Raw genomic sequence first — 15678 nt, 5'->3', positions numbered from 1 at the left:
GCCATATCCGGATTGCTATGATCCCTGCTCGTGAATCTGGTGGGGCACCTCCGGTGCTTCGTCGTCGTGGCCGAGGAGCTCCACTTCGGCCACGCCGCCGAGCGGCTGGGGATGGCGCAGCCGCCGCTCAGCCAGCGGATCCAGCGGTTGGAGAGGGAACTGGGCGTACGGCTGTTCGACCGGTCGAGCCGCCGGGTGGAGCTCACCGCGCCGGGACGGCTGCTGCTGGACGAGGCGCGCGAGTTCCTCGCCCGCGCCGACCGCATCTACTCGCTGGCCGACCGGGCGCGGGCCGGCGGGTCCGGCGCGCTGCGGGCCGGGCTGCCGCCGGGGCTCGGCGGGGACGTGGTCGCGGCGCTGATCGCGGCGTTCCGCGACCGGCATCCCGAGCTGCGCCTGGACCTGCGCGAGCTGCCGACCGGCGAGCAGGTGCGGGCGCTCGCCGACGGGCTCCTGGACGTCGGGGTGCTGCGGCATCCCGCCGACACCCGCGGCCTCACCCTGGGGCCGCTGCTGGGCCAGCCCGTCGGGGTGCTGCTGCCCGAGCCGGCCGCCGCGGGCGAGGTGCACCTGCCCGATCTCGCGGGCCGCGACCTGGTCGTCTTCCCCCGGGACGAGGCGCCGGGCGCGTACGACGAGCTGCTGGTCACCTGCCGGCGGCACGGGTACGACCCGCCGGCCGTGCACGAGGCGGGCAACCCGCAGTTCGCGCTCGGCCTGGTCCTGGCCGGGACGGCGGTCGCGCTCACGCCCCGTACGGCGGAGGCTCCCGGGGTGGTGTGGCGGCCGCTGGCCGGCGAGCCGCTGACCCTGCGCACGTCCTGCGCGTGGCGGCGCGACGACGGCGCGGTCGCCGAGTTCTCGGCGGTCGCGACGGCCGTGCTGCGGCGCGAGGCCGGGATGCGGACGATCGAGCGGCCGCCCGCCCGGCGGGTCCTGCCGCGGCCGGACGCGGGGTTCCTGGCATGACCGCCGCGACGAGCCCGGACCGGGCCGGGGAGCGCATCGAGGACCACTTCCGCGGGGTGGGCGTCACCGGCCACCTGTACGCGGCGGACATCGACACCGGCCGCGAGATCGCCGTGCGCGGCGACGCGCCGGTCGTGCTCGCGTCGGTGTTCAAGGTCCCGCTGCTGGTCACGCTGCACCGGCTGGCGGCCGCGGGCGCGTTCGACCTCGCGGAGGCCGTGACGCTGCCCCCGGACGGCCGGACGAGCGGCCCCACCGGGATCTCGGTGATGCTGGACGAGGTGCGGATGTCGCTGCGCGACCTGTCCGCCCTGATGATCACGGTGAGCGACAACGCGGCGGCCGACGTCCTGTACGCCAAGGTGGGCCCGGGGGCGGTGAACGCCGCGATGGACGATCTGGGCCTGCACCGCACGCGCGTCGTCGCCGACGGCCGCGAGCTGCACGACGTCCTGCTGCGCGACGCGGGCGTCACCGACTTCGCGGACCTGTGGGACCGGCTGGACGAGCCGGGCGTGCTGCCCGCGCTGCGGGTGCTGGACCCCGAGCGGACCAACCGGAGCACGCCGCGGGAGATCTCCCGGCTGCTGTCGTCCATCTGGCGGGACGAGGCCGCCCCGGCGGACGCCTGCGCGCAGATGCGGCGCCTCTTCGGCCTCCAGGTGTGGCCGCACCGGCTCTCGTCCGGCTTCCCGTTCGACGACGTCCGGGTCAGCGGCAAGACCGGGACCCTGCCCACCATCCGGAACGAGGTGGGCGTCGTCGAGTACCCCGACGGCGGCCGCTACGCGGTCGCGGTCTTCACCCGCTCGCTGGGCACGGGCGCGGTGATGCCCGAGGTCGACGCCGCCATCGGCACCACCGCCCGCATGGCCGTCGAGGCGCTGCGCTCCTGACGCCACCGGCCCCTAGCGGCGGCGGTCGAGTTCGTCCAGGAGGGCGTGGTCGAGCGGGGCGCAGGGCTCGGCCACGAGGGTGCCCCGGAACGCGCGGCGCGGCACGGCGGCCCCGCCGATCTCGATGAACACGCCGCTGCAGTCCTGGTAGAAGGCTCCCCCGCGCTCGAACAGGTGGACGAGCGGGTCGTACGGGTCCGGCAGGTCGGGCAGCTCCGCGCCGTGCTCCCGGAGGGCCGCGAAGTCGAGGGCGGCGAGGCACATCTTCGCGGCCGCCTGCGACGTGGACAGGTACGGGGGCAGGGCCTCCCGGACGCGCTCCACCGTCCCGGCGCCGGCCCGCACGTCGCCGCCGGCCAGCGCGGCCACGTCGAGGAACGGCCCGCCGCCGGGCCGCCCGAAGTGGTCGAGCCACCAGGCCGAGCGGCGGCAGAACTCCTTGAACAGCGCCACCCGGGAGCGGACCCGGTCCGGGCCGTCCGGCCACTCGACCGACCAGTCGACGGCGACCAGGCGGTCGGCCAGCGCCGTGACCGGCCCCGCCGCGGCGGGGCCGGTCACGGGCGGACCGGTCACGGGCGGGCCGGTCACGGGCGGGCGCCGGTGATCACGGCGACGGCCTCGACCTCGACGAGCTGGGCGTCGTACCCGAGGACGGTCACGCCAAGCAGCGTGCTCGGCGCGTCGTGGTCGCCCATGTGCGCGCGGACGACGTCCCACGCCTCCGTCAGGTCCTCCTGGCGGGACGACGCCACGTACACGGTGGTCTTGACGATGTCGGTCAGCGAGGCCCCGGCGGCCTCCAGCGCGGCGGTCAGGTTGCGCATCACCTGGCGGGCCTGGCCGGCGTAGTCGCCGGGCGCGACCGTGGCGCCGGCGGTGTCGAGGGGGCAGGCACCGGCCGTCCAGACGGCGCGTACGGGGGTCTCCGCCTCCGCCGCGTAGGCGTAGTCGACGGTCTGGGCGAGGTCGGGATTGCGGATCAGGCGGACGCCATTGGTCATGATCCATTCCTAGCGTGCGGGCCCGGGGCGGGGCGAACGGGTTTTCCCGTTCGCCCCGTTCTTGGCGGCATGGGCGATCGGTATCGTGTGGCGCGCCGGAGGTGGAGACGCTCACATGCCTGAACAGTTGGTGCTCGCGGGCCGCTACCGCCTGCTCGAACGGCTCGGCAGCGGCGGCATGGGCACGGTCTGGGCCGCGACGGACGAGACGCTCCGCCGGGAGGTGGCGGTCAAGGAGATCGTCTTCCCCGAGGAGCTGTCCGCGGAGCAGCGCCGCGTCGCCGTCGAGCGCGCGCAGCGGGAGGCCCGCGCGGCCGCCCTCATCGACCACCCCAGCGTGATCACCGTCCATGACGTCGTGGTCGAGGACGACCGCCCGTGGCTGGTGATGGAGCTGGTCCGCGGCGTCTCGCTGGAGCAGCTGGTACGGCGGCACGGGCCGCGCCCGCCCGCGATGGCCGCCCGCGTCGGCCTCCAAGTGCTGGACGCGCTCCAGGCCGTCCACGCCAAGGGGATCGTCCACCGCGACGTGAAGCCGAGCAACGTGCTGCTGGCCGACGACGGGCAGCGCGTCGTGCTCGCCGACTTCGGCATCGCGAGCGTGGACAGCGACCCGTCCCTCACCAAGAGCGGCACGTTCGTCGGCTCGCCCGGCTACGTCGCGCCCGAGCGGCTGCGCGAGCGGCCGGTGGGCCCCGAGTCGGACCTGTGGTCGCTGGGCGCCACGCTCTACATGGCGGTGGAGGGCCGCGGGCCGTTCGAGCGCGAGAGCCACATGGCCTCGCTCGGCGCCGTCCTCACCCAGGAGCCCGACCCGCCGCGGCAGGCGGGCTCGCTGGCCCCCCTCCTCTGGTACCTGCTGCAGAAGGAGCCCGCGGCGCGGCTGCCCGTCGACGCCGTCCGGCAGGTGCTGCGGAACGTCGCGGACGGGAAGCCGTCGGGCCTGCGCGACCCGGTCCCGCCGCCCATGGCCGCCGTACCGGCAGGTCCGCCGCCGTCCCCGCCCGGGCGCGGGTCCCGCCTGTGGATCCCGGTGGCGTCCGGCGCGGCGGTCCTCGTGCTGGCCGCGGCCACCATCGGCGCGGCCGTCGCCATGTCAGGGGACGACGGCCCGGACGCCTCCGAACCGCCGCCCAAGCCGGAGTCCGCGGCGCCCGCGCCGCCCCCGTCCTCCGCCTCGCCGAGCGCGGCGGCCGTCGACCTGTGCGGGCTCCTGACGGACGGCCAGATCGGCCGCCTGTTCCCGGCCGGAACGCCCGAACGGGGACGCGAGGAGGGCGAGAGCTGCTTCTGGACCACCTCCAAGCACGGCCTGAGCGTGGACGACGAGAGCAGCATCGGCTCCGCCGAGCCGCCCGACTCCGAAAGCGCGGCCCACAACCGGTTCGTGAGCATGCGGAACGCGCGGACGCGCGCGTCCGACGACGTCTACTGGGGCTGGACGGAGATCGGCGTCCGGCACGTCCGGGCGAGCCAGTCCGCGGCCCGCACCGTCACCGGCATCGGCGACGAGGCGTTCGCCTACACGGCCACCGGCATGACCGAGCCCATGGACAAGGCCTACGTCGTCTTCCGGGCGGGGAAGGTCGTGCTGTCGGTCATGTACGCGTACGAGCGCGGCGCGAGCTCCCCTGAGAAGGCGTCCCAGGCGGCCCGGTGGATGGCGCGGAACCTGGCCGGGCGGGCATGACCGGGGAGCGCGTGCTCGCCGGCCGCTACCGGCTCGTCCAGAAGCTCGGCCAGGGCGCCATGGGCATCGTCTGGCGGGCCCGGGACGAGACGCTCGGGCGGGACGTCGCGGTGAAGGAGCTGCTGCTCGCCCAGCGGCTCGGCCCGCGGGAGCGCGAGCAGGCGGCGCAGCGCGCCATGCGGGAGGCCCGCGCGGCGGCGCTCCTCAAGCACAAGTCGATCGTCACCGTGCACGACGTCGTCCTCGACGAGGGCCGACCGTGCATCGTCATGGACTTCCTTCCCGGCCGCTCCCTGGACGCCGTGGTGGCGAAGGAGGGCCCGATGCCGCCCGACCGGGCGGCGCGCGTCGGCCTCGACATCCTGGCCGCGCTCGGCGTCGCGCACGCGCGGGGCGTCCTGCACCGCGACGTCAAGCCCGCCAACATCTTCCTGCGGGACGACGGCCGCGCCGTCCTCACCGACTTCGGGCTCGCCTTCCTGGAGGGCGACACGCCCCTCACGCAGGAGGGGTACCTGGTCGGCTCCCCCGCCTTCATGGCGCCCGAACGCGTCCGGCACGAGCCCAGCGGCCCCGCGTCCGACCTGTGGTCCCTGGGCGCGACGCTGTACGCGCTCACGGAGGGGCGGACACCGTTCTCCCGGACGTCCCTCATGGGGACGCTGGGCGCCGTGCTGACGGAGGAGCCGGCACCACCGAGGTCGGCCGGGCCGCTGACCCCCGTCATCCTGGGCCTCCTCGTCAAGGATCCGGCCGGGCGGCTGACCGCCGAGCGGGCCGCGGAGGCCCTGCGCGCCCTGGCCGCGGGCGAGCCGACGCTCCCTTCGACGCCGCTCCCGCCGGGCCCGGGGGCGTTCCCCGCCGTCCCGCAGCGGCTTACCGTCCCGGCCGCCGCGCCTCCCCCGAAGCGCAGGCGGTGGGGGCGGATCAGCGCGGCCGTGGTGGCCTGCCTCGCCGCGGCGGCCGCGGTGGAGTACGCCGCCGGCCTCGTGCTGGACGCCGGCCCCGGCGATCCCGGGACGGAACGGCCGCGGGCCACGGCGAGCGGCGGCGCGTCCCCGACCGCGTCCGCGACCGCGTCCGTGCGCTTCGCGGCCCCGCCGTCCCCCTGCGGCCTCATCACCGCCGAGCAGGCGACCCTGCTCGTCCCGTCGTTCTTCACCTCGAACGGTTCCGGCAGGGACGCGACCGGGACGAGCAGGTCCTGCTCCTGGTCGACCGGCGCCCTCGCCGACGGGGACGACAGCCTGGACGTCGAGGTGCGGGCCGCCTCCGGCGTCGCGGACGCCCGCCGCGAGTTCGGGGAGCAGCGCCGCGACGCCACCGCGGTCACCAAGGTCACCAATATCGGCGGCCTGGGAGAGGCGGCGTTCGCCCACGATGCCGCCGGCGACTCAATAGTCTTCTTCCTCGTCGACAACCTCACCGTCGAGGTGCGATACGAGTCCAAGAGGCTCGACCCCTACCGGCAGGCCGTCAAGGCCGCCCGCTGGGTCCACGCGTCGATCGAGGACGGACATCGATGAGCGAGCCGCCGCCCAGGTCCCCCTGGGCCGATCCCGCCTACGCCCCGCCGGCGCAGGCGCGGCCGCCCGCGTACGGTGCGCCGCAGCAGTACGGGCCGCCGCACGGGCCGCCGCAGTACGGGGCGCCGTACGGGATCCCGCCCGCCCCGCCCGAGGTCCCCGGACTCGGGTCTCCGGGCCGGCGGCTGGTCGCCCGGCTCATCGACATGGCGATCTCCGTGACCGCCGCCGTCACGGGCGCCGCCGTCCTGGCGGCCACGACGGCGGACGCGGACGGCGAGATCCCGCCGCCCGCGATCGTCGGGATGTTCGTGATCATCCTGGGCGGCATCTGGGGGTACGAGGCCGTCCAGCTCGCCGTATGGGGCCGCACGCTGGGCAAGCGGGTGATGAAGCTGCGCGTGGCGCCCAAGAGCGACATCGACGCCCCGCTGTCCGGCGGCCGCGGCCTCGGGCGCGCGGCGGCGTACCCGCTGCTGTTCACCGTCATCGGGGCGCTCCCGCTGATCGGCCTGGTCAACACGCTCAACGTCCTGTGGCACCTGTGGGATCGGCCGCTGCGCCAGTGCCTGCACGACAAGGTGGCCGGCACGGTGGTCGTGGACGCGCGCGTCCGTCCCTGAGAATGCGTTCCGGGCGCCCATTCGCATTTCGATCTTGACTCGCACGCCGGTTTCGACTGGGTCTGACGGAAACGGTCACCTCTGGACATCCCGGTCGATACGATCGGGCGTCACGGTGAGCGGCTTTCGTATCGAAGGTGGCGTCACATGCATGATCTGCCGGCTTTCTCGTCCGCCTCGTACGCGATGCCTCCGGTGCGCACCCCGGCGTTCGCCGCGGTGGACGCCGCGTTCCCCGCTCCCGTACGGCGGCTGGCGGCGCGCGCGATCGACCTCGCGGCGGTGCTGACCGGATCGGCGCTGCTGGCCTGGGGGGCCGTCGCCGCCACCGGCCAGGGGCCCGCCGTGCTGCTGGCGGCCATGCTGACGGCGGCGCTCGCGGCCGGGTTCGCCTACGAGGCGGTCTCCCTGGCCGGCTGGTCGCGGACCCCCGGCAAGCGGCTGCTCGGGCTGCGGGTCGTCGGGGCGGACGGGGCGCCGCTGAGCCGCCGCACGGCCGTCCTGCGGGCCGCCGACTTCCCGCTGGGCGTGGCGGTCGCGGGACTGGTCCCCGTCCTCGGGCAGATCCTCTGGGTGCTGGACGGGCTCTCGCTGCTGTGGGACCGGCCCCGGCGGCGGTGCTGGCACGACCGGCTCGCCGGAACGGTCGTCATCGGGGCCGGCGCCCGGCTCCGTACCGCGGGTCCGGCGGAACCGGTGCCCGCGCCGCCCGGACGCCGGCTGGCGGCGCGGCTGCTCGACCAGATCGTCGTGGCCGTCCCCGCCGGCGGGCTGGCCGCGCTCTGGGCCGCCGCGGCGGGCTGGCCGGCCCTCCGCACCGGCGCCGGCGGCGTCCTGATCTACGCGGCGTGCCTGGTCGCGTACGAGGGCGCCCTGTCTGCGGCGTACGGCGGGACGCCCGGCAAGCTGCTCCTGGGGCTGCGGGTCCGGGACGCGGCGGGCGGGCGGCTCTCCCCGGGACGGGCGTTCGGGCGGGCGCTCTGCTTCCCGCTGGTGTTCCCGTTCGTCCCGGTGCTGGGCGCCCTCGACGTCCTGTGGGCGCTGTGGGACCGCCCGTCCCGGCAGTGCCTGCACGACAAGGCGGCGAGCACCGTGGTCATCCGAAGATAGCGGTCCGAAACCGACATTAGGATCGCGCGTACGCCCTCGACGAACGCGCGGACAGGCCGGGGTTCAGGGCAGTTCAATGGGGCGATGGGAGGGCGCCGTACGGCGCCGGTGAAGAACTCAGGCGGTTCGGAACCATAGGCTGTTACCCCGGTTTTGTTCACTCTTGGGGAGAATGCGTTGCGGCTGCCGGAGCATCTGGAGCTACTGCTCACCGACGAGCCGGTCCTCGACGTCTACTCGTACGGTCCCTGGCGGGTGCCCGGCGGGCTGTTCGAGGAGATCGCCGGGCGGATCGACGCGCTCGCGGCCGACCCGCGCTGCGCCGGGCTCACCACCGACGAGCACAAGCTGCTGACGCTGCCGGCCTCGCTGGTCACGGCGGAGATCTTCGGGATCCTGGCGTTCCTGCCCGGCGGCGGGGCGATCAAGGCGGGCTCGTGGTCGCAGCTGCCCGAGCGGCTGCTGCACCGGCACCTGCTCAACCCCGGCCCGCTGAGCACCCGGATGACCCGCTGGGACGCGCCGGGCGGCCGGTGGCGGCCGCCGGTCGACTGGCTGATCGAGGCGCCCGACCGGGAGCTGGCGATCACGCTGGCCCGCGAGTGCCTGGAGGCCCTGGAGGGCATCGAGCCGCTGGACGAGCGGCGCCGCGCCCTCCTGCGGCTGTACGAGAGCCCGCCCGAGTGCGACGTCAACCTGGCCAAGATGGAGCTGCGCGAGCACTGGCACGCCCACGCCGGCGAGGAGATCCTCACCGCCGTGCCCGAGCTGATGGGCCCGGTCGGCTACCTGGAGTGGGTCTCGGCCGGGCTGCTCGCCGCGTACGAGCACCTGGCGAGCGTCGCGCCGCGCGACGAGACGGTCGAGACGCACCTGATCCAGCTGCTGCTCCAGGGCAGCATGGAGCACGTGCCCGCCGAGCTGTCGGCGGCGCTGGGCGAGGACCGCTACCAGGAGCTCCAGGCGCGCTTCACGGCCGAGCGGCGCGGCTTCAAGCCGGGCCCGTGGCAGGAGCGCACCCGCGCCTGGCTGGTGCGGGCGCTGGCGGCGGGCGCGGCCGACGCGTGCCGGGCCTGGCTGGACATGGCGATGCGGTGGATCGCGATCGTGCAGGGGCTGCCCGGCGACCCGTGGTTCCCCAAGCCGGAGTGGATCCCGGTCGGGCAGTTCCAGACCGACCTGCGGCGGCTGTACGTCCCCCGCCGCAGGATCGTCAACCCGCTGGTGGACCGGCTGAAGGTCGCGCCCGCCGCCGCGGCCCCCGGAACGGGCACCGCCGCGGCGCCCGCGGTCGCCGACGTGACCAGCACGCTGGTCGGGCAGCCCGAGGTCTCCCGGGTGCTGGCGGAGCTGGGCCGCGGCGAGGGGCCCGTCCGGCTGCTGATCGCCGGCCCGGACGGCACCGGCAAGCGGGACGCCGCCCAGGAGGTCGCCCGGTCGCTCAACCTGGGCCGCGACCCCGTCTGGCTGACCGACAACCTGTTCGCCGGGCAGCGGCTCTCGGACGCGGTCGCCAAGCTGCACGCCGACACCCGCGACTGCGCGGGCGAGCGGGTGCTGATCATCGAGGGCCTGGACGGGATCGTCACCGACCCCGGCAACGGCGAGGCCCTCGCGGGCGAGCTGCACCGGCTGCTGGCCGTGCACCCCGAGCTGAGCCTGGTGGCGCTGTGCGACGCGGGCGGCGAGGAGCGCATCCGCGAGGTCGATCCGGTGCTGACGCACCGGTTCCGCGTCGCCCGCACGCGGCCGTTCGACGAGGCGGCGCACGCCGAGCTGTTCCGCCGCGCCCTGAAGGAGCGCGGCGCGCGGGCCACCCGGCACGCCCTCGCCGCGGCCGGCACGCTGCTCGCGGCGACCCCGCCGGTGCAGACGCTCCGCAACGCCCGGCTCGCCCCGTACCTGGCCGACCTGGTCGTCGAGGCGGTACGGGCCCGTACCGAGGACGGCGCGGAGCCGGTGATCGGCAAGCGCGACATCCCGGCCACGCTGGACACCGCGCAGAGCGCGGGCGACCCGATGACCGAGCTGCGCGAGCTGACCGGGCTGGAGACGGTCAAGCAGGAGATCGGGCTGCTGGTCGCGGAGACCCGGGCGGCGCGGCTGCGCAGCGACTCCGGGCTGCGGATCAGCGCCCCGACCCGGCACATGGTCTTCACCGGCAATCCCGGGACGGGCAAGACGATGGTGGCCCGGCTGCTCGGCCGGATCTACAAGAAGCTCGGCGTGCTGTCGTCCGGGCATGTGGTGGAGGCGTCCCGCGCCCACCTGGTCGGCGAGTACATCGGCCAGACCGCGCCGCGCACCCGCCGGCTGGTCGAGCGGGCGATCGGCGGCGTGCTGTTCATCGACGAGGCGTACACGCTCACCCAGTCGCCGCTGAAGAGCGACTACGGGCACGAGGCGATCGCCGAGCTGGTCAAGCTGATGGAGGACCACCGGGACGACCTGGTGGTGGTCGTGGCGGGCTACCAGCGGGAGATGGCCGAGTTCCTGGCCGCCAACCCGGGGCTGGACTCGCGGTTCCCCAAGCAGCTGCACTTCCCCGACTACACCGACGACGAGCTGGTCGCGGTGTTCGAGCAGCTGGCGGGCGCCGACGGCTTCCGGCTCGCACCGGGGACGACCGACCTGCTGCGGACGACGCTGCGCCGCGTGCCGCGCGGGTCCTCGTTCGGCAACGGGCGCCTGATGCGCAACCTGCTGGACGTCGCGGTGGCCAAGCAGGCGCAGCGGATCGCCTCGGCGGAGCGGGACGTGCGGCGGGCCGAGAAGAACGGCGCCACGCCGGCAGGGGCCGGCGGGAAGAAGCCGTCCGGGAAGAAGCCGTCCGGGAGGAAGCCCGCCGGGAAGCCCGCGTCCCCCAGCAAGGAGGACCTGGTCACGTTGAAGGCCGACGACCTGCCGCCGTTCCTGGACCATCCGGAGGAGCTGTTCGGCCTCTACCTGTGACCGCAGGGCTTTGGGCGGGGCATCTGGGGGGAATGTCGTAATTGCGAGTCCCGGGCCCGCAGCTTCCCCGCCCGCACGCCCGACGGCGAGGAGGCCCGGCATGCCCGCCCCCGGTGACGACCGCCCGCCCCCCGGCAGGCTGCCCGCGGTACTGCGCGACATGGCCGCGCACGAGGCCGCCCGGCTGCGCGACGGCACCCTCCCGTGGACCTGGTGGCTGGAGCGCGCCGCGCGCTTCGGGCAGCGGTACGGCTTCACCGACACGCTGCTGATCGCGGCGCAGTGGCGGGCCGCCACCGACGTCCGCCCGTACGCCGCCTGGCTCTCGGCCGGCCGCCAGGTCCGGAAGGGCGAGACCGCGATCCGCCTCCTGTCGCCGGCGCCCGGCGGCGGGCTCGGCTCGGTCTTCGACATCGCCCAGACGGACGGGCTCCCCCTCGCGCCCCATCCGCCGGCCCCGCCGTCCGAGGTCCGCGCGGCGCTCGCCGCGCTGGCGTCCCGGCACGGGGTCCCGGTCCCGCCGGCCGCGGCCGGCGACGTCCAGGCCGTCACCCAGCTCGGCCACCGGCTGGCCCACGTCCTGGCCCACGGCGGCGGGCCCGGCGGCTGCCACGGGGTGCGGCGGGTGGAGGCCGACTCGGTGGCGTACCTGGTGCTGCGGCACTTCGGGCTGGAGACCGGGCACCTGCGGTTCCCGGCGGGCGCCGCGCCGTACGCCATCGCCGGCGTGGGCGACCGGATCGTCCGCACCGCCCGGCGGATCTGCGCGGCCGACCCGTCCCGCCGGGCGCTCACGGCGGCGGCGCACCGCTTCTTCCGGGCCCGGCTGGAGGACGGCTGGGTGCCCGGCTACCTCGCCGGACGCGGCTTCGCGCGCGCCGTCCAGCGGCGCTGGGGCCTCGGGTACGCGCCGCCGGGACCGCGCGCGCTGACCGACCACCTGCGCGCCGGCGGGCACGGCGACGAGGCGATCGTCGCCGCCGGGCTGGCGCGCCGCGACCGGTCCGGCGGCGTCCGCGACATGTTCCGCGACCGCGCGATGTTCCCGATCCGCACCGCCGGCGGGACGGTCGCCGGCTTCATCGGGCGCCGCGCCGACGGCGGCCCCGGGCCCAAGTACCTCAACGGGCCCGACACCGGCTCGTTCCACAAGGGCGAGCTGCTCTACGGCCTGTACGAGTCGCGCGGGCGGCTGCGCGGCGGCGGGGCGCGTCCGGTGGTCGTCGAGGGCCCGCTGGACGCGATCGCCGTCGCCCTGGCCGCGCCCGGGCACGCGGCCGTGGCGACGCTGGGGCTGTCGCTGACGGCCGCGCAGCTCGCCGCGCTGGGCCAGGTGGCGGCCCTCGACCGGACGGGCCTGGTCGTCGCCCTGGACGGCGACGCGGCCGGGCGGACGGCGACGCGGCGGCTGTGGGAGACGCTGGCCGGGGTCGGCGGCCCGCTGGACGCCGTACGGCTCCCCGCCGGCACCGACCCCGCCGACGTCCTGCGCGACCGGGGCCGCGCGGCCGTGCGGGACGCCCTGGCCGCGCCGGAACCCCTCATCGACCTGGCCGTCGACGCGGCGATCGGGACCCGCGGCGGGGCCCTGGAGACCGCCGAGGAGAGGCTCGCGGCGGTACGTTCGGCGGCGGCCGTGATCGCGCGGGGCCGGCCGGCCGAGGCGGCGCGGCAGGTGGCCCGGGTCGCCGCCCTCGCGAACGTGCCGTACGACCTCGTCACCGGCGAACTGGTCACCGCCGTCTGCAACTCTCAGTAGTCGCACGACCACTGAGCGCACGCGATCCACCGCTCGTCTACGATCCCGCGATCGGCGCGAACCTACGCGCCGGTACGCAATAGCTTCATCGCGCCCTGCGAAGGAGCTCGCCCGGCTCCCCTGTGGGGGGCGGGCGGCGGCACCGGTTCCTGCCGCCGCTCTAAGGAGCCGGCGATCACGCCCGCGCGCAGGGCGGGGGGACGGGGTCACGGCGGCCGGTTGATGGCGCGCACCGGTCGCCGTGACCCTACGCCTCCTCCCGGGCCTGCGGAAGGCACAGCACGAAGCGGGCGCCGGGACCGTGGTCGGCGATCTCCAGCGTGCCGCCGTGCGCGGTCGCGATCTCGCGCGACAGCGGCAGCCCCAGGCCGCTGCCGCCGCGGTCGAGCCGCCGCCCCGCCGCCAGCCGGGTGAAGCGCTCGAACACCCGCTCGCGGTCCTCGGCGGCGATCCCGTCGCCGTCGTCGGTGACCGTCACCCACACCGCCTCGCCGTCCGCCTCGACCTCCAGGTCCACCCGCTCGGAGGCGTGCCGGACGGCGTTGTCGAGCAGGTTCGTCAGCACCCGGTCGAGCTGGATCGGCGAGCCCAGCACCGGCGCGCTCCCGGCCAGGTCGCCCTGGATGTGGACGCGCGGGTTCGTGCGGCGCTCGATCTGCTCGGCCGCCAGCCGGCTCATGTCCACCACCCGCCGGTCCGGGCCGCCCGACCCCGCGTCCAGCCGGGCCAGCATCAGCAGCTCCTCCACGATCGACGCCAGCCGCCCGGTCGCCCGCAGCGCCCGCCCGTTCGCCTCCTGCCAGTCGGTCTCGTCCGGGTACGCCCCGTCCACCTCCAGCTGCGTGTGGAGGGCCGAGATCGGGCTGCGCAGCTCGTGCGAGGCGTCCGCGACGAACCGCCGCTGCGCCTCCGCCGACCGCTCCAGCCGTTCGAGCGTGGCGTTCGTCGTCTCCGCCAGCCGGGCGATCTCGTCCCCGGAATCGGGGACCGGGACCCGCCGGCTCAGGTTCTGGCCGCTGATCTCCTCCAGCTCCCGGCGGATCCGGCGCACCGGGCGCAGCGTCGCCCCGACGGTGAACCACGCGACCAGCGCGACCGTCAGCACGGCGAACGGGGTGCCGACGTACACCAGCAGGTTGAGCCACATGAGGCCGCGGTTGACGTCGGAGAGGTTCGCGCCGGTGTAGATCAGCCGGTCGCCCTCGGGCGACCTGACCCGCAGCGCCACTACGAGGTAGTCGTTGTCGTTCTTGTGGCCGAGGCCCGGGATCTCGATCTCCCGGGTGGCGATCTGCTCGTACTGCCCCGGCCCGAACGCGGCGATCCGCCCCCGCCGCAGCATCCCGTCCGAACCCGCCACAACCCGGCCGTTCCCGTCCACGACCTGCACCAGGAAGGAGCGCTTGGGAACCGTCGTGAGCCGGAGCGTGCGCGGCAGCCGTCCCGTCCGCGCGTCACTGGCGACCCGCCGCGCCACCAGCTCCGACCGCGACTCCACCGCCTCCCGCAGGTTGTCCGGAACGGTCGACAGGATGAGCGCCGACGTCGCGGAGAAGACCCCGGCCGCGATCAGCGCCGCCAGCCCGGTCAGCTTCCCCCGCAGCGAGCGCGGGCGCAGGCGGCGCGCCGCGGCCGGAACGTACAAGACTCTGGGCCCACGCCGGTACCACGATGAGGGCATGAGCATCGACCTTTCCGCGGCGGCCGGCTTCATGGCCACGCACGCTCGCGTTCTGGACCGGCGCCGGTTCCAGCATCTGATGGGCGAGACCGACGACGCCGCCGTACTGGCGGCCCTGGACGCCTACCGCAATCCCGACGGCGGCTACGGCTGGGGCCTGGAGCCGGACCTGCGCTCCCCGGAGAGCCAGCCGGGGGCCGCCCTGCACGCGTTCGAGGTCTTCGCGGACGTTCCGGGCCCGCACGCCCGCGCGCTCTGCGACTGGCTGGACTCGGTCACGCTGCCGGACGGCGGGCTGCCGTTCGCGCTGCCGCTGACCGTCCCCGCCGGCACCGCCCCGTGGTGGGCGGGCGCCGACCCGAAGTCCTCGACCCTGCAGATCACCGCGATCTCCGCCGCCTCCGCGCACCTCGTCCCGGACGTCGCCGGCCACCCGTGGCTCGACCGCGCCACCCGCTACTGCCTGGACGCGATCGAGGCGCTGGACGAGCGGCCGCCCGCCTACATCCTGGCGTTCGCGGTGCGGTTCCTGGACGCCGTCCACGACGTCCGCCCCGAGGCGCCCGGCCTGCTGCGGCGCCTGGCCGGGTACGTCCCGGCCGACGGCCGGATCGCGGTCGAGGGCGGCAAGGCGGACGAGTTCCTGCGCCCGCTCGACCTGGCCCCGCTCCCGGGACGGCCCGCCCGCGCACTGTTCGCCGACGACGTCATCGCCGCCGACCTGGACCGGGTCGCCTCCTCCCAGCAGGAGGACGGCGGCTGGACGGTCGACTACGCGAAGATCTCCCCGGCGGGGGTCCTCGACTGGCGCGGCCACGCCACCGTGAGCGCGATCGGCCTGCTCCGCCGCAACGGCAGGGCCTGACGGCGCTGCGGCCGCGTCCCGTCACCGAGGACGGAACGCGGCCCGCGCGGCGTCACCGCCCATGGACGGTCGGACGCTCGCTGACACCGGTGTCGGAGTGCTGCTTGCGCTTCATCCCCATGAGCCCCAGCAGGCCCAGCAGGCCCGCGAGCCCCCAGAGGCCGCCGTTGCCGCCACCGCTGTCGTCGTTGTTGTTCTCGGGCGTCTTCTGCTGCTGCGCCTGATCCGCCACGACGGCGCCCGGCTGCGCGGGTTCCGCCATCGCGCCCGCCGTCGGGCCGAACAGGACGAACAGGCCCATGCCCGTTGCCACCAGGAACTTACGCATATCCCTCTCCCCTCACATTTTCGAGCGATCCTTACGGATTACTCGAGACGAGTTGCGATCGTTCCAGTACAACTACGACCCGTTCCCCGAGCAGGCCCCCCATAACGGTCATTACGCACGGCTTACCAAAAACACCCTCTCCCCAAGGCCAGTCCACGGCAAAGCCGCACCGCGAAAATGGACGCCATGGCCGTCCTCCATGAAAGGGCGTACAATCCGTCCGCACCAGCTATAACGAATTCCTTTCCCCATTGACGAATCGAATTCCGGCTCAT

13 protein-coding genes are annotated in these 15678 nt (G+C 75.3%); 9 read left to right on the top strand and 4 right to left on the bottom strand.

Annotation, left to right across the window (positions count from 1 at the left end; translation table 11 throughout):
• Nucleotides 1–30: 30 nt before the first annotated feature.
• Both AB0881_RS19125 and AB0881_RS19120 read left to right on the top strand, forming a co-directional pair.
• Complete coding sequence (locus tag AB0881_RS19125) at nucleotides 31–969, top strand: LysR family transcriptional regulator (RefSeq protein ID WP_366618265.1); 939 nt, start codon at nucleotides 31–33, stop codon at nucleotides 967–969.
• Nucleotides 966–1865, top strand: a complete 900-nt coding sequence (locus AB0881_RS19120; protein ID WP_366618264.1) for a serine hydrolase — start codon at nucleotides 966–968, stop codon at nucleotides 1863–1865. Before AB0881_RS19125 ends, AB0881_RS19120 begins: the two co-directional genes overlap by 4 nt.
• Nucleotides 1866–1877: 12 nt before the next feature.
• On the opposite strand, the gene AB0881_RS19115 is transcribed toward AB0881_RS19120, so the two are convergent.
• Together AB0881_RS19115 and AB0881_RS19110 are read right to left on the bottom strand one after the other, a co-directional pair.
• The gene (locus AB0881_RS19115; protein WP_366618263.1) at nucleotides 1878–2441 is read right to left on the bottom strand and encodes a hypothetical protein; all 564 of its coding nucleotides are present in this window, start codon (nucleotides 2439–2441) and stop codon (nucleotides 1878–1880) included.
• An 11-nt stretch (nucleotides 2442–2452) separates the two neighbouring features.
• On the bottom strand, nucleotides 2453–2869 hold the full coding sequence (locus AB0881_RS19110) for a RidA family protein (protein WP_366618262.1): 417 nt from the start codon (nucleotides 2867–2869) through the stop codon (nucleotides 2453–2455).
• A gap of 115 nt (nucleotides 2870–2984) precedes the next feature.
• Here AB0881_RS19110 and AB0881_RS19105 point away from each other — a divergent pair, with 115 nt between their 5' ends.
• The 6 genes from AB0881_RS19105 (at nucleotide 2985) to AB0881_RS19080 (ending at nucleotide 12529) form a co-directional block, all read left to right on the top strand.
• The gene (locus AB0881_RS19105; RefSeq protein WP_366618261.1) at nucleotides 2985–4559 is read left to right on the top strand and encodes a serine/threonine-protein kinase; all 1575 of its coding nucleotides are present in this window, start codon (nucleotides 2985–2987) and stop codon (nucleotides 4557–4559) included.
• Nucleotides 4556–6085 (top strand): protein kinase, encoded by a 1530-nt coding sequence (locus tag AB0881_RS19100; protein WP_366618260.1) that lies wholly within the window; start codon nucleotides 4556–4558, stop codon nucleotides 6083–6085. The genes AB0881_RS19105 and AB0881_RS19100 overlap by 4 nt, the downstream gene beginning before the upstream one ends.
• Nucleotides 6082–6708, top strand: coding sequence for an RDD family protein (locus AB0881_RS19095; protein ID WP_366618259.1), 627 nt, complete (start codon nucleotides 6082–6084; stop codon nucleotides 6706–6708). Before AB0881_RS19100 ends, AB0881_RS19095 begins: the two co-directional genes overlap by 4 nt.
• Before the next feature lie 147 nt (nucleotides 6709–6855).
• A complete protein-coding gene (locus AB0881_RS19090) occupies nucleotides 6856–7818 on the top strand; it encodes an RDD family protein (RefSeq protein ID WP_366618258.1) in 963 nt (320 codons plus the stop codon).
• A 177-nt stretch (nucleotides 7819–7995) separates the two neighbouring features.
• Entirely contained in the window at nucleotides 7996–10770 is a 2775-nt protein-coding gene (locus AB0881_RS19085; protein WP_366618257.1) for an AAA family ATPase, read from the top strand.
• 100 nt (nucleotides 10771–10870) lie between these two features.
• Nucleotides 10871–12529, top strand: a complete 1659-nt coding sequence (locus AB0881_RS19080) for a toprim domain-containing protein (protein ID WP_366618256.1) — start codon at nucleotides 10871–10873, stop codon at nucleotides 12527–12529.
• Between the two features lie 247 nt (nucleotides 12530–12776).
• Here the strand turns inward: AB0881_RS19080 and AB0881_RS19075 are convergent, their stop codons facing one another.
• Nucleotides 12777–14174, bottom strand: coding sequence for an ATP-binding protein (locus AB0881_RS19075; protein ID WP_366618255.1), 1398 nt, complete (start codon nucleotides 14172–14174; stop codon nucleotides 12777–12779).
• Nucleotides 14175–14208: 34 nt separating this feature from the next.
• Between AB0881_RS19075 and AB0881_RS19070 the strand changes: the two genes are divergently transcribed.
• Complete coding sequence (locus AB0881_RS19070) at nucleotides 14209–15075, top strand: hypothetical protein (protein ID WP_366618254.1); 867 nt, start codon at nucleotides 14209–14211, stop codon at nucleotides 15073–15075.
• 52 nt (nucleotides 15076–15127) lie between these two features.
• Here the strand turns inward: AB0881_RS19070 and AB0881_RS19065 are convergent, their stop codons facing one another.
• Nucleotides 15128–15403: a WGxxGxxG family protein gene (locus AB0881_RS19065; protein WP_366618253.1), complete on the bottom strand. Its 276-nt coding sequence runs from the start codon at nucleotides 15401–15403 to the stop codon at nucleotides 15128–15130.
• Nucleotides 15404–15678: the final 275 nt, after the last annotated feature.

Source organism: Spirillospora sp. NPDC029432, from assembly GCF_040703975.1.
GTDB lineage: Bacteria > Actinomycetota > Actinomycetes > Streptosporangiales > Streptosporangiaceae > Spirillospora.
The sequence above is the reverse complement of the archived record's forward strand: the minus strand, read 5'-3'. Positions and strand labels throughout refer to the sequence as shown.